The organism is Streptomyces gardneri, from assembly GCF_006539185.1.
In the GTDB taxonomy this organism is placed as follows: Bacteria; Actinomycetota; Actinomycetes; order Streptomycetales; family Streptomycetaceae; genus Streptomyces; species Streptomyces gardneri.
In genome coordinates this window covers 1-13,621 of the sequence record NZ_BJMN01000056.1, presented here as the reverse complement: position 1 = coordinate 13,621, position 13,621 = coordinate 1, and the positions used below count along the sequence as shown (strand labels likewise).

Genomic DNA, 13,621 nt, shown 5'->3' with positions numbered 1-13,621 from the left:
GGCACGATTTCGCCCGCGTGGTCACCTGTGCGAGCGATGCTGGAAGGAAACCGTGTGAGCCGGATCTCGGTCCGGGGATTCGCGGTGGCTTCGGCCACTGCGGTCACCACCGTCGGCGCCGTCGTCGGCGTTGCCTCGGGCAACGTCGCGCAGGCTTCGGATGACAACTTCGAGGCCACCGCGGCCGACACGACGCTGCTGGCGGACATCCCCGCAGGTGAGCAGGCCCAGGTACAGGTCTCCTCGCTCTCGGAGCAGGCCGACGTCCAGGCCGCGGCCGCCGACGCCACCGCGAAGAAGACCGCGGAGGAGAACGCCCGGCTCCGCGCCGCCAAGGACGCCGAGGCCAAGAAGGAGGCCGCCGACAAGGCTGCCGCCGAGGCCAAGGCCGAGGAGGAGCGCAAGGAGCGCGAGAAGGAAGAGGCCGAGCGCGCCAGCCGTTCCGCGGTACGCGACGCCTCCAGCTTCTCCGCGCAGGGCTCCTACTCCGTCGCCGAGGTCAAGGCGATGGCCCGCCAGATGATCCCGGCCTCGCAGTTCCAGTGCTTCAGCAACATCGTGAACCACGAGTCCACCTGGAACTACCGCGCGGTCAACCCGTCTTCGGGCGCCTACGGTCTCGTGCAGGCCCTGCCGGGCAGCAAGATGTCCTCGGCCGGCGCCGACTGGCAGACCAACCCCGCGACCCAGATCAAGTGGGGCCTCAGCTACATGGACAGCCGCTACGGCAGCCCCTGTGGCGCCTGGTCGTTCTGGCAGGCCAACCGCTGGTACTAGTACCGGCGTGCTCAACCTCGTGGAGCCCCTCACCGTCCTACGGTGAGGGGCTCTTGCGTGTAGGTTGCGAAAACGAGCGGGGGGAAGAGGAAGCGATGTCGAGACTGCCGGGATGGCTGGCGCGGCTGGGTGAGGGCCTGAGCCGCATGGGCGAACGCCTGGACGAGCGCAGGGCCGAGGCGGAGCGCGAGGATCCGCTCGGGCCGCCGTACGAGAGCGAGTCCGGGCGTGGGGACGCGACCGCGTCCGCTCCGCGTGAGGACGCGACCGCCCCCGTACCCGAGTGGCCCGCCCCCTCGGACGCCGACACCGCCCCGCCCCTCCCGGCGGCCGCTCCGGCGACCCCGGTCCCGACGGCCGACGAGGAGGACGGAACGGGACGCTCCGTACCGGCTCCTCCCTCGTACGCGCCCGCCGTCGCGGCCCGCCCTGACCCCGCCGCCGCGATCCCCTGGGGCATGCGCGTGGCGGCGGAGGCGAGTTGGCGGCTCCTCGTCTTCGCGGGCACGCTCTGGGTGCTGATGAAGGTGATCAGCTCCGTCCAGCTCGTCGTCCTCGCCTTCGTCGCCGCGCTGCTCGTCACCGCCCTGCTCCAGCCCACCGTCGCCCGGCTCCGCACCATGGGCCTGCCGCGCGGACTCGCGACCGCCGTCACCGCCGTGTCCGGCTTCGTCGTGATGGGCCTCGTCGGCTGGTTCGTGGTCTGGCAGGTCATGGACAACATCGACAACCTGTCCGACCAGGTCAAGGACGGCATCGAGGAGCTCAAGCGCGGGCTGCTCAACAGCCCCTTCCACGTGACCGAGCAGCAGATCAACGGGATCGCGAAGAACCTCAGCGACTCCGTCGGGACCAACGCCGAGCAGATCACCCAGGTCGGACTCCAGGGCGTCACGGTCGTCGTCGAGACGATCACCGGCATCCTGCTCGCCATGTTCTCGACGCTCTTCCTGCTCTACGACGGGAAGAAGGTCTGGGAGTGGACGCTCAAGCTCGTCCCCGCCCAGGCCCGGCCCGGCGTCGCCGGCGCGGGACCGCGCGCCTGGCGCACCCTCACCGCCTATGTGCGCGGCACGGTGCTCGTCGCCCTGATCGACGCGGTCTTCATCGGCCTCGGCCTCTACTTCCTCGACGTGCCGATGGCCGTGCCGCTCGCCGTCTTCATCTTCCTGTTCGCCTTCATCCCGCTGGTCGGCGCGGTGATCTCCGGTGCCCTCGCGGTCGTCGTCGCCCTCGTCACCAACGGCCTGTTCACCGCGCTCATGGTGCTCGTCGTCGTCCTCGCCGTGCAGCAGATCGAGGGCCATGTGCTCCAGCCGTTCATCCTCGGCCGGGCGGTTCGGGTCCACCCGCTGGCCGTCGTCCTGGCGGTCGCGGCCGGCGGTCTGACCGCGGGCATCGGCGGAGCCGTGGTCGCCGTCCCGCTGGTGGCCGTCTCCAACACGGTGGTCGGCTACCTGCGCGCGTACAGCACCGAACAGGCCTTGCGCAGCACACCGGAACCGCGCGGCGCGACCGCGTTCGCAGTGGCACCGACCCCGGCACCGGGCTCGGTGGCCGTCAAGGGGGAGCAGCACACGTGATATCCGAGCCGGAACTCGTCGGTGGGGAGGGCTTCGTCGTCTCCGAGGTCCTCACCGAGACCCCGCCACCCGGCCCGCCGGGCCCGCCCCGGGCCCGTCGCCCCTGGCTGTGGGCGCTCGGCGGCGCGGTCGTGGCATCGGCGGTGTGGGCCGGCGGGCTCTACGCGTACGAGAAGAGCCAGGACCAGGGGCTGGACATGCGTGGGTACAAGAGCACGGCGAGCCTCTGCGAGGCGGCGGAGCTCAAGGGGCTCGTCGGAGTCCTGGGAAAGCGGTCGATCGACAGCGGATGGGACAGCAGCTCCCAGGGCGGATCGGACTCCGGCGTCGACAGCGGGTCGGTCGGCGGCGCGGAGGGGGCCGAGCCTCGGGTGCTGGAGATAGCGCAGTGCTCGCTGATGTTCGGGCCCCCCGAGACCGGCTACAGCGGGGACGTCACGTACACCCGCCATCTGGTGACCGACCCCGGGCCCGAGTTCGACGCCCTGGCGCGGCGCTACGGCGAGGTCGAGCCGTACGAGGGGCTGGGGGAGAAGGCCTATCTGAGCGTCTACGACAACATGGGGGCCGAGCTACGCGTGCTCGACGGCCAGGTGGAGATCTCGATCAGCTTCCACGAGACGTCCGGCTGGAACGAGGACACGGACGAACCGACCCGCCAGACCAAGCAGGTCGACCTCTCCGGGGTCGAGGTCCCGCTGGCCCAGGACATGCTCGCCCTCATGGCGGCGCTCAAGAAGTGACCCGTCCGGGGACGACGGAAGGGCCCCGGGGCTTCGTGCCCCGGGGCCCTTCTCGTACGACGGTTCGTGCGACGGTCACGCCCTACTCGGCGAGGACCGCTTCCGCGTCGAGGGTGACGCCGACCGCCTGGATGACCGCGGCGATCTTCACGGCCTCCTGGATCGTCTCGCGGTCGACACCGGCCTGGCGCAGGACCTGCTCGTGCGAGTCGAGGCACTGGCCGCAGCCGTTGATCGCGGAGACGGCCAGCGACCAGAGCTCGAAGTCGACCTTGTCGACGCCCGGCTTGCCGATGACGTTCATCCGCAGACCGGCGCGCATCGTCCCGTACTCGGGGTCCGACAGCAGGTGCCGGGTCCGGTAGAAGACGTTGTTCATCGCCATGATCGCGGCGGCGGACTTGGCGGCCTGGTACGCCTCGGGCTTCAGGTTGGCCTGGGCCTCGGGCTCCAGCTCCTTGAGGACCTTCGGCGAGCGCGAGGCGATCGCGCAGGCGAGCACGGTGCCCCAGAGCTGCTGCTGCGGGAGCTCGCTGTTGCCGATGACCGAACCGAGGTTCAGCTTCAGGTCCTTGGCGAAGTCCGGTATGGCGGACTTGAGTTCGTCGAGAGCCATCTCAGATCACTCGCCCTTACTCGCCGGAGAGGAGCGCGGCGGCGTCGAGGGTGCCCTCGCCCTTGTTCCAGTTGCACGGGCACAGCTCGTCGGTCTGCAGGGCGTCGAGCACCCGCAGGACCTCCTTGGGGTTACGGCCGACGGAGCCGGCGGTCACCATGGTGAACTGGATCTCGTTGTTCGGGTCCACGATGAAGACGGCGCGCTGGGCGAAGCCGTCCTCGCCCCGGACGCCGCAGTCGCTCATGAGCTCGTGCTTCGAGTCGGCGAGCATCGGGAAGGGCAGGTCACGCAGGTCGGCGTGGTCCTTGCGCCAGGCGTGGTGCACGAACTCGGAGTCGCCGGAGACGCCGAGGATCTGGGCGTCGCGGTCCGCGAACTCGTCGTTCAGCTTGCCGAACGCGGCGATCTCGGTGGGGCAGACGAAGGTGAAGTCCTTCGGCCAGAAGAACACCACGCGCCACTTGCCCTCGTAGGCCTTGTGGTCGATCTGCTCGAACTCCTTGCCGCTCTCCAGCGACACGCAGGCGGTCAGGTCGTAGGTGGGGAACTTGTCACCGACAGTGAGCACGCGCTCTCCTTGCGAAACGGGAAGGGTCCCTTTTGAGGTCTTCCGTGGGGGTTGGACGTGTTCACAGCATGGCACGGAGTGCATTGATCAGTGAAATAGCTAGAGTGGGTCGTGTTGATCGAAGGTGGTTATCAGTGGCGTCCCCGTACACCCCGCCGTACAGCCCGCACCGAGGCAAGCAGCCGAGCCTTTCGCAGCTCAGAGCCTTTGCCGCGGTCGCCGAGCATCTGCACTTCCGCGATGCGGCCGCGGCCATCGGCATGAGCCAGCCCGCGCTCTCGGGCGCGGTTTCGGCTCTCGAAGAGGCACTCGGTGTCCAGCTCCTCGAGCGTACGACGCGGAAGGTGCTGCTCTCGCCCGCCGGGGAGCGGCTCGCGGTGCGCGCGCGGGCCGTCCTCGACGCGGTCGCCGAGCTTCTGGAGGAGGCGGAGGCGGCCCAGGCGCCGTTCACCGGGGTGCTGCGGCTCGGGGTGATCCCGACCGTCGCCCCGTACCTGCTGCCCACCGTCCTGCGGCTTGTCCACCGGCGCTACCCGGACCTGGACCTCCAGGTCCACGAGGAGCAGACCTCCTCCCTGCTGGAGGGGCTCGCGGCCGGGCGGCTCGACCTGCTGCTGCTCGCGGTCCCGCTCGGTGTGCCCGGCGTCACCGAACTGCCCCTCTTCGACGAGGACTTCGTGCTCGTCACCCCGCAGGGGCATGCGCTGGCCGGGCGGGACGACATCCCGCGCGAGGCCCTCAAGGAGCTGCGGCTGCTGCTCCTTGACGAGGGGCACTGCCTGCGTGACCAGGCCCTCGACATCTGCCGCGAGGCCGGCCGCACCGACGGCGCCGAGGTCACCACCACCGCCGCCGGGCTCTCCACCCTGGTCCAGCTGGTGGCCGGCGGCCTCGGGGTGACCCTGCTGCCGCGCACCGCCGTGACGGTGGAGACCGCCCGTAACAGCGCCCTGTGGACGGGGCTCTTCACGGAACCTGCGCCCTCGCGGAGGATCGCCCTCGCGATGCGGACCGGGGCGGCCAGGCACGCCGAGTTCGAGGAGCTGGCGCAGGAGCTGCGCGGCGCGATGAGGGGGCTTCCGGTGCGGGTGGTGGACGGCGGTTCCTGACCTCCCGCGGGCGAGCCGGACGGGTGGCGGGCCGGCTTTCCGACGCCTGTACGCCGGGTGGGCGCGGGTTCCCGGAGCCCCCCGGCTCCAGGTGCCCGCGCCCACCCGGCGTACATCCGCTCGACGGGCTACTCCGTGCGCAGCCCGTCCGCCCGCATCAGCCGCCACAGGACCGGCATGCTCAGGAGCGTCACGGCCGCGATGAGCGCGAGCCCGATCCCGACGACGGGCAGGAAGGCCCACCAGTCCTGGACCTGTTGTCCGCCCATCTTCAGCAGGACGACCCCGAGGCCGAGCCCGCCCGCCACGGCGAGGACGAGACCGAGGACGATCGGGACCGCCGTCTGCCACAGGACCGACCAGCTCAGGGTCGAGCGGCGGGTGCCGAAGGCGACGAGCGAGGAGAGCAGCCGCTTGCGGTCCTTGAGCTGCTCCAGGGTCGAGACCAGGAGCGAGGCCGCCACCAGGAGCATCGTCAGGGTGGAGCCGACCAGGATGCCGGTGCGGACGCTGGAGAAGGCGGCGTCCCGCTGGATGTCCTTCAGGTCGCGGACCCAGGACGTCGGGTCGATGCCCGCCGCCGTGTTCCGTACGTGGTCGGCGGCGTCCGGCACGGCCGGGTCGAGCCGGACCAGGGCCTGCGCGTCGGGCTCGTCGACGAGCCCGGCGTCGATCGCCGACGGGGTGGCGAGGACGCCGTACTGGTACATGCCCGTCGGGTCCGGGCGGGAGTCCACGATCCGGGCCGTGGCGGGGATGCGCCACTGCGGCAGCGGCGTGCCCTTCGGGGGCTTCGGGGCGCTCGGGTGCGGGTGCGGGTCGCGCAGGACGACCGTGGCCCCGGGCCGCGCGGCGCCGGTGACCTGGGCGTCGTCCGGGTTGCCCTGTGCGCCGTGCGCGAGGAAGACGAAGACGTCGCCGTCCTTGCAGGAGGGGAGCGTGGCGAACTGCCCGAGGGAGGCGCAGTCGCCGATCCTGAGCGAGGTCGTCGGGGCCCACTCCTCGGACCCCTTCAGGGGGCCGGGCCGCCAGACGCGCGACTCGATGACGCCGATGACACCGGCGACGCCTTCGGTCCGCGCGATGCGGTCGATCATCCCGCGGGCCTCGTCGGCGTTCCTCGCGTCGGCGCCGACCGCGATCTGGGCGCGGGACGTGTCCTGGCCCGTCAGCTCGGTGAAGTCGCGCTCCATGGCCTGGAAGAGCATCTGGAGTGCGATCGCGCCGGTGGCCGCGACGACGATGCCGCTGACCGCGCGGGCCGCGGTGCCGCTGCTCAGCTGGAGCCTGCGGACGGCCAGTTGCCAGGCCACGGGACCCGAGTGGAGCCGCTTCACGAAGGCCTCGACGAGCCAGGGCAGGAGCGTGGTGAGGCCGATCAGGGCGAGGGTGGTGCCGGCGACGACGCCCGTGCTGTCGATGCGGGTCTCGGTCACCTGGACCTCGCCCATGAGCGGGACGAGCAGGGCCGCGCCGGCCGCCAGGAGCAGCAGCCGCCACCACAGCCTGCGGCGCCGGGGCGTGGAGACGCGGACGACACCGAGCGGCTCGATCGCCACCCCGCGCAGCGCGAACAGCGTGACCACGACCGAGGCGACCGGGACCGAGGCGAGGACGATCACGGCGAGCGCGGGCAGCGGCACGACGTCGGAGGGGAAGGCGTTGACGTCCCAGATGGTGAAGGCGCCCGCGAACTGCCGTGCCACGGCGAAGAGTCCGAGGCCCACCAGGAGGCCGAACAGCGCGCCCGCGAGGGACTCGCCGGCCGCGATCCGGCGGGTCATCGCGATGTCCGCGCCGACGAGCCGCAGCGCCGCGAGCCGCCGGTCGCGCTGCTCGCCGCCGAAGCGGACGGCGGTCGCGATGAAGACGAGCACCGGCAGGAGCAGGACGACGCAGGCGACGATGACGAGGAGGACGAGGAAGGCGTTCATCGGTTCCTCGGGAACCGACCAGCCGTAGCGCGTGCCACGCCCGTCGAAGTTCTCGGTGGTGAGGAAGTCGACCCGGGCGACGTACCGCAGCTCGCTCGGACCGATCAGGCCGGCCGGTCCGATCGTTCCGGTGACCTTGTACGGGATCCGCTCCTTGAGGAGGGCGCCCTCGGGGGAGTCGAGCAGCTCGCTGAGCGCCGGGGAGACGGCCATCTCGCCGGCGGCCGGCAGCTCGGCGGTGCCCGGCGGTACCGGCGGCGCGTCGCCCTCGGGGGTCACCAGGAGTCCGGTGACGACGTCGTCCCGGTAGGTCGTCGTCCGGCCGAGGTGGAGGAAGGAGTCGGCCCGGGGGGAGTCGATCTGTTCGCTGCCGTCGACGGCGCGGACGGCCTCCCGTACCTCCCGCTGGAAGAGCATGTTGGGCAGGGAGACCGCGAGGAGCAGCAGGGCCACGCCGAAGCCGACGCCGGTCGCGGTCAGCAGGGTGCGGAGGAGGCCGGGGCGGCCGCCGGTGACCGCGAACCGGGCACCGAGCGCCAGGTCGCGGGTCCAGGTGGCGAGGCTCATACCGCCCACTCCGCGTCCCGGACGGACCCGTCCCGTACGACGATCTCGCGGTCGGAGTACGCGGCGACCCGGGCCTCGTGGGTGACGAGGACGACGGCGGCGCCGGTGTCCCGGGAGGCGTCGGTGAGCAGGCGCATGACCCGTTCGCCGTTGAGGGAGTCGAGCGCGCCGGTCGGTTCGTCGGCGAAGATCACCCGCGGGGAGGTGACGAGCGCGCGGGCGACGGCGACGCGCTGCCCCTGGCCGCCGGATATCTCGCCGGGGCGCTTGGCCGCGGTGTCGTCGACCTCCAGACGGGCCAGCCACTCGACGGCCCTGGCCTCGGCGGACTTCCTCTTCTCGCCGTTCAGGCGGAGCGGGAGGGCGACGTTCTCGACGCAGGTCAGCTCGGGGACGAGCTGGCCGAACTGGAAGACGAAGCCGAAGTCGGTGCGGCGCAGGGCGCTGCGCGCGGTGTCGGAGAGCGCGGTGAGCTCGCGTCCGTCGTAGGTGATCGTGCCCGCGTCGGGGCGCACGATTCCGGCCAGGCAGTGCAGCAGCGTGGACTTGCCGGAGCCGGAGGGGCCCATGACGGCGACGACCTCGCCGGCGCGCAGGGAGAAGTCGGCGCCCGCGAGCGCCGGCGTGGAGCCGTACGCCTTGTCGAGGCCGATGGCCCGGAGGAGCGGGACCCGGGGGTCCTGGGGGGCGGTGTTCATCGGTGGAGCTCCTCGGCGAGCCGGTCGAGGCGGGCGGCGGTCAGTTCCAGCCAGCGCAGATCCGCTTCCAGGTGGAAGAGGGCGTGGTCGCAGATGAGCTGGTCGGCGAGGTCGCCGTCCTTCTTGCGCCGGGTGAGCTCGCGCATCAGCCGCAGGTGCTCGGAACGCTGGGTGTCGAGGAGCTCGGCGGCTCCGCGGCCGGTGAGCAGCGCCAGGACGACCTTGGTGTAGAGCGTGGACTGGAGGTACGGCTCGGGCTTCTCGGGGGTCGCGAGCCACGCGGCGACATCGGTGATGCCGGCATCGGTGATCGCGTACCGCTTCCGCTCGGGCCCGCCGCCCGCCTCGATGCCGTCGACGACGACCAGGCCGTTCTTCAGGAGCCTGGACATGGTCGAGTAGACCTGGCCGTAGTGCAGGGGCCGGTCGTGGCCGAATCGCTCGTCGAAGGCGCGCTTGAGGTCGTAGCCGTGGCGCGGTCCGGATTCCAGGAGCCCCAGGAGGGCGTGACCGATGGACATGCGCGTCACTGTACACGGGGTGTATACGCGGTGTGCATAGTGACCTGGCGGGGAGCGGGACCCCTGGGGCGCGCCCGGTTCGGAGGGCTCGAAGAGGCAACCATCGGGCTCTTTCGAGCGTCGGTTCCTCTGGGGGTGGGTGCTGATTCTCACGTCCGGAAAAGGCGTGATCGGTTGCCCTTTGTCTGCATCGTCGGTGTTAGCTTGCTGAGCTGATCCGAGGTGGACGCCGGACAGCCGAGGCGCCGAGACACACGACGACTGGAGCGACAGGACCCATGGGCCGACCGGACAAGAGCAAGGCGAAGAGACGCGGCATACGCCGCTTCTTCTCCTGGAAGAAGCTCCTGGGCACCTTCTTCGTGTTCTGCCTGCTGGCCATGGGCGCCCTGTACGTCGTCTACCTCCTGGTCCCCGTGCCGACGGCCAACGCCGAGGCGACCATGCAGAGCAACATCTACAAGTACGCCAACGGCAAGATCCTCGCCCGCACCGGCCAGATCAACCGCGAGATCGTCGGCCTGGAGAAGATCCCCGAGAAGGTCCAGAAGGCCTTCGTCGCCGCCGAGAACAAGAGCTTCTACCGGGACAACGGCGTCGACATCAAGGGCACCACGCGCGCCGCCTGGTCGACCCTCACCGGCCAGGGCAAGCAGGGTGGTTCGACCATCACCCAGCAGTACGTCAAGAACTTCTACCTGAGCCAGGACCAGACGGCGACGCGCAAGCTCAAGGAAATGGTCATCGCCGTCAAGGTCGACCAGGAGACGAGCAAGGGCGAGATCCTCGCCGGGTACATGAACACGAGCTACTACGGGCGCAGCGCCTACGGCATCCAGGCCGCCGCCCGTGCGTACTACGGCGTCGACGCCACCCAGCTCACCACCGCCCAGGGCGCCTACCTCGCCTCGCTGCTCCAGGCGCCCAACCAGTACGACTGGACCTCCGCCAGTGCCACCGGCCGCAAGCTCGTCGAGGAGCGCTGGAACTACGTCCTCGACAACATGGTCGGCGAGGACTGGCTCTCGCAGACCGAGCGCGCCGGCATGAAGTTCCCCGTGCCGCAGAAGCCCAAGCCCGCCCCCGGCATGGAGGGCCAGACCGGCTACATCGTCGAGGCCGCCAACCAGGAGCTGATGCGCCAGGGCATCAGCGAGGAGGACATCAAGGCCGGCGGCTGGACGATCACCCTCAACATCGACGAGAAGAAGCAGAAGGACCTCGTCAAGGCCGTCGACCGGCAGCTGGAGGCCAAGCTCGACCGCAAGGGCGACAAGAAGCAGGCCACCGTCCAGGCCGGCGCCACCTCCGTCGACCCGAAGAGCGGCGCGGTCGTCGCCATGTACGGCGGCGTCGGCGCCACCCAGCACTGGATGTCCAACGCGACCCGCCGCGACTACCAGCCCGCCTCGACGTTCAAGCCGATCGTCCTCGCCTCCGCCCTCGACAACATGGCGGAGACCCAGGACGGGCAGACCATAGGTCTCGGCACGATCTACGACGGCAACAGCCAGCGGAAGGTCGTCGGCAGCGACATCGACTTCGCGCCCGAGAACGAGGACGACTACAGCTACGGCCCCGTCACCGTCCAGAAGGCCACCAACAAGTCCATCAACTCGGTCTTCGCCCAGATGATCGTCGACGTCACCCCGGCCAAGACCAAGAAGACCGCCCTCGCCCTCGGCATGAAGGACGGCCAGGACTTCGGCGAGACCCCCGCCATGTCCCTCGGCACCATGGGCGCCTCGACCATGGACATGGCCGGCGTGTACGCCACGCTCGACAACCACGGCAAGCGGGTCACCCCGACCCTGGTGAAGGCCGCCACGCACAAGGACCGCAAGCTGGAGCCCGCGGACGCGATCGGCAGCCAGGTCATCAGCCGCGAGGCCGCCGACACCGTCACCAAGGCCATGCAGGGCGTCGTGCAGAGCGGCTCCGGCTTCCGCGCCGCCGGCGACTACCAGGCCGCGGGCAAGACCGGCACCTCCGAGAACAACCGTTCCGCCTGGTTCGTGGGCTACACCCCCGAACTCGTCACCGCCGTCGGCCTCTTCGGCGAGGACACCAAGGGCAACCAGGTCACCCTGACCAACACCATCAACGAGGGCCGCGCCAACGGTGGCCGCACCCCCGCGCAGATCTGGGGCGACTACACCACCAGCGCACTCGGCGGCGGCTCCGACGCCGAGTTCGACCTGGAGACCGACAACACGGCCACCTACGAGCCGGACCCGGAGCCCACCGGGACCTCCGAGACGTCGGAGGAGCCGACCGAGGAGCCGACCACCGAGTCCCCGGACCCGACGCCCCCGCCGACCTCCACGGGCACCACGCCGCCGGAGCCGACGCGCGACCCCGTCACCACGCCGCCGGAGCCGACGCGCGACCCCGTCACCACGCCGCCGACCCAGGATCCGACCACGCCGCCGCCGACGACCGAGCCGCCGACGACCGGTCCGACGACCGTCCAGCCGCCGGACCCGGACCCGGAAGAGGGGCAGACGGGCAACAGCGGCACGCAGCGCCCGGGCCGGTGACGGCGAGGGCGTGAGGACGGCATGACATGACGGTGGCCGGACCCCGCGGGGTCCGGCCACCGTCATGTCGTCTTCAGGGATGCTCAGCCGCGCGTGGCCAGTTCGAACCAGACGACCTTGCCGCCCGACAGCCGGGTCGCCCCCCACCGCCTGGCCAGCCGGTTCACCAGGAACAGACCGCGACCGCCCTCGTCCGTGTCCCGCGCCCGCCGCTGCCGGGGCAGCTGCGGCGAGTCGTCGCCGACCTCGCAGCGGAGCACGTCCGTCCGGAGGAGCCGCAGGGTCACCGGCCGCTCCGCGTACCGCACGGCGTTCGTCACGACCTCGCTGATCAGCAGCTCGACCGAGTCCGTCAGCTCCTCCAGGTCCCAGCGGGCGAGCGCCCGCCGGGCGAGCCGCCGGGCGCGGCCGGGGGCCGCGTCCTCCGGCTCCAGGAACCAGTACGCCACGTCGCTCGGCGCGATCCCTTCGAAACGGGCCGCGAGCAGCGCGATGTCGTCGTCCCGGTCGCCCGGACCCAGCATGTCCAGGACGTCGTCGCACAGCGCCTCAAGAGGCGGCGAGTGGTCCGGGCCCGTCAGCTGCGCGGTCGCCGCCAGACGCTCCCGCAGCTGCTCGATCCCGGTCCAGACGTCCCGCAGCCGGGACTCCACCAGACCGTCCGTGTACAGCAGCAGCGTCGCGCCCGCAGGGGCGTCCAGCTCGACCGCCTCGAAGTCGACGCCGCCGACCCCGATCGGGGCGCCGGGCGGCACCCGCAGCACCTCGGCGCGCCCGCCGAGGTGGAGCAGTATCGGCGGCGGATGCCCGGCGTTGGCCACGGTGATCCGGTGCGAGACCGGGTCGTACACCGCGTACATACAGGTGGCCATCCGGTTCTCGCCGAGCCGCTGCGCCTGCTCGTCCAGGTGGTGCAGGACCTCCTGCGGCGGCAGGTCGAGCCCGGCCAGGGTCTGCGCGGTGGTCCGCAGCTGCCCCATGATCGCCGCCGAGGTCATCGAGTGGCCCATGACGTCGCCGACGACCAGCGCGACCCGGCTGCCGGGCAGCGGGATCGCGTCGTACCAGTCGCCGCCGACCCGGGCCGTCTCCGCGGCCGGGAGGTAGCGCGAGGCGAGCCGGACACCGGTCGGCTGCGGGAGGGAGTCCGGCAGCATCGTCCGCTGGAGCTCGTCCGCGATGTACGCCTCCCGGCCGTACAGGACGGCCTTGTCGATGCCGAGCGCCGTGTGCGTCGCCAGCTGCGCCGCGACGAGCAGGTCGTTCGGCTCAAAACCGGCCCGCTCGGGGCGGCGCAGGAAGACGGCGGCGCCGATCACCCGGCGCCGGCCGCGCAGCGGGGCGAGGACCGCCCGCAGCCCGCCGGGCAGCGGATGCTCGGGGCCGAGGAGCTCGGCCAGCGCGGTCTTGGCGGCGGCGGAGTCGCCGAAGACCGGCCGCACGCCGCGCAGTACCTCGGCGAGCGCCCCACCGGACCGCACCTCGCAGAGTTCGGCCGCGGGGGTCGGATCCGGATCGGGTACGAGGACGAGCTCCTCGCCCTCCAGTTCGCTTAACCGGAGCCGGTCGGTGCGGCGCAGCCGTAGGACGAAGGGCGCCACCGGGCGCTCGTCGCCCACCGGCAGCGGATCGCGCAGGTAGACCAGGATCTCGTCGGAGAAGGTGGGCACGGTCGCCCGGCACAGGCCGAGCACGATCTCGTCGAGGTCGAGCCCGCGCGCGATCCGCCGGGTCGCGGCCCCGACGAACCGCAGCCGCTCGCCCTCGCGCCGCGCGGCGCCCTCGGGGCCGCGGCCCGCGCCGGGGCTCTGCGCGGACACGGCGACGGCGATGCCCGCGGCGCCGGGGGAGCCGGCCCCGCCGCCCGGGCCGCCGCCCGCCTCAGCGGGCGAGGCGGGAGAGCCGGGAGAGGCGGGTGGCCCGGAAGAGGCGGGCGCTCCGGGGGCGGCGGACGCCCCCGCC

At 71.7% G+C, this 13,621-nt stretch carries 11 protein-coding genes; 5 read left to right on the top strand and 6 right to left on the bottom strand.

Annotated elements, in window-relative coordinates:
* The first annotated feature begins 54 nt into the window (after nt 1-54).
* The 3 genes from SGA01_RS34565 to SGA01_RS34555 all read left to right on the top strand — a co-directional run bounded on the left by SGA01_RS34565 (nt 55) and on the right by SGA01_RS34555 (nt 3,103).
* Nucleotides 55-777 (top strand): aggregation-promoting factor C-terminal-like domain-containing protein, encoded by a 723-nt coding sequence (locus SGA01_RS34565; RefSeq protein ID WP_055641552.1) that lies wholly within the window; start codon nt 55-57, stop codon nt 775-777.
* A 95-nt stretch (nt 778-872) separates the two neighbouring features.
* Nucleotides 873-2,360, top strand: coding sequence for an AI-2E family transporter (locus tag SGA01_RS34560; RefSeq protein ID WP_141301739.1), 1,488 nt, complete (start codon nt 873-875; stop codon nt 2,358-2,360).
* Nucleotides 2,357-3,103: a hypothetical protein gene (locus SGA01_RS34555; RefSeq protein WP_141301737.1), complete on the top strand. Its 747-nt coding sequence runs from the start codon at nt 2,357-2,359 to the stop codon at nt 3,101-3,103. Before SGA01_RS34560 ends, SGA01_RS34555 begins: the two co-directional genes overlap by 4 nt.
* A gap of 82 nt (nt 3,104-3,185) precedes the next feature.
* Here SGA01_RS34555 and SGA01_RS34550 read toward each other — a convergent pair whose 3' ends face one another.
* On the bottom strand, nt 3,186-3,719 hold the full coding sequence (locus SGA01_RS34550; RefSeq protein WP_055641549.1) for an alkyl hydroperoxide reductase: 534 nt from the start codon (nt 3,717-3,719) through the stop codon (nt 3,186-3,188).
* Nucleotides 3,720-3,735: 16 nt separating this feature from the next.
* Nucleotides 3,736-4,290: a peroxiredoxin gene (locus SGA01_RS34545; protein ID WP_024758658.1), complete on the bottom strand. Its 555-nt coding sequence runs from the start codon at nt 4,288-4,290 to the stop codon at nt 3,736-3,738.
* A gap of 134 nt (nt 4,291-4,424) precedes the next feature.
* Here SGA01_RS34545 and SGA01_RS34540 point away from each other — a divergent pair, with 134 nt between their 5' ends.
* On the top strand, nt 4,425-5,399 hold the full coding sequence (locus SGA01_RS34540) for a hydrogen peroxide-inducible genes activator (RefSeq protein WP_055641548.1): 975 nt from the start codon (nt 4,425-4,427) through the stop codon (nt 5,397-5,399).
* Nucleotides 5,400-5,527: 128 nt separating this feature from the next.
* On the opposite strand, the gene SGA01_RS34535 is transcribed toward SGA01_RS34540, so the two are convergent.
* Genes SGA01_RS34535 through SGA01_RS34525 form a run of 3 tightly spaced genes read right to left on the bottom strand, consistent with a single transcriptional unit; the run spans nt 5,528 to nt 9,119 of the window.
* Complete coding sequence (locus tag SGA01_RS34535) at nt 5,528-7,900, bottom strand: FtsX-like permease family protein (RefSeq protein WP_141301735.1); 2,373 nt, start codon at nt 7,898-7,900, stop codon at nt 5,528-5,530.
* Nucleotides 7,897-8,598, bottom strand: coding sequence for an ABC transporter ATP-binding protein (locus SGA01_RS34530; RefSeq protein ID WP_141301733.1), 702 nt, complete (start codon nt 8,596-8,598; stop codon nt 7,897-7,899). Before SGA01_RS34530 ends, SGA01_RS34535 begins: the two co-directional genes overlap by 4 nt.
* Nucleotides 8,595-9,119, bottom strand: a complete 525-nt coding sequence (locus SGA01_RS34525; RefSeq protein WP_141301731.1) for a PadR family transcriptional regulator — start codon at nt 9,117-9,119, stop codon at nt 8,595-8,597. The genes SGA01_RS34530 and SGA01_RS34525 overlap by 4 nt, the downstream gene beginning before the upstream one ends.
* A 278-nt stretch (nt 9,120-9,397) precedes the next feature.
* On the opposite strand from SGA01_RS34525, the gene SGA01_RS34520 reads away from it, so the two are divergent.
* On the top strand, nt 9,398-11,659 hold the full coding sequence (locus tag SGA01_RS34520; RefSeq protein ID WP_141301729.1) for a transglycosylase domain-containing protein: 2,262 nt from the start codon (nt 9,398-9,400) through the stop codon (nt 11,657-11,659).
* 83 nt (nt 11,660-11,742) lie between these two features.
* On the opposite strand, the gene SGA01_RS34515 is transcribed toward SGA01_RS34520, so the two are convergent.
* Nucleotides 11,743-13,621, bottom strand: a 1,879-nt coding sequence (locus tag SGA01_RS34515; protein ID WP_255325323.1) for an ATP-binding SpoIIE family protein phosphatase, incomplete at its 5' end; no start/stop codon positions are given.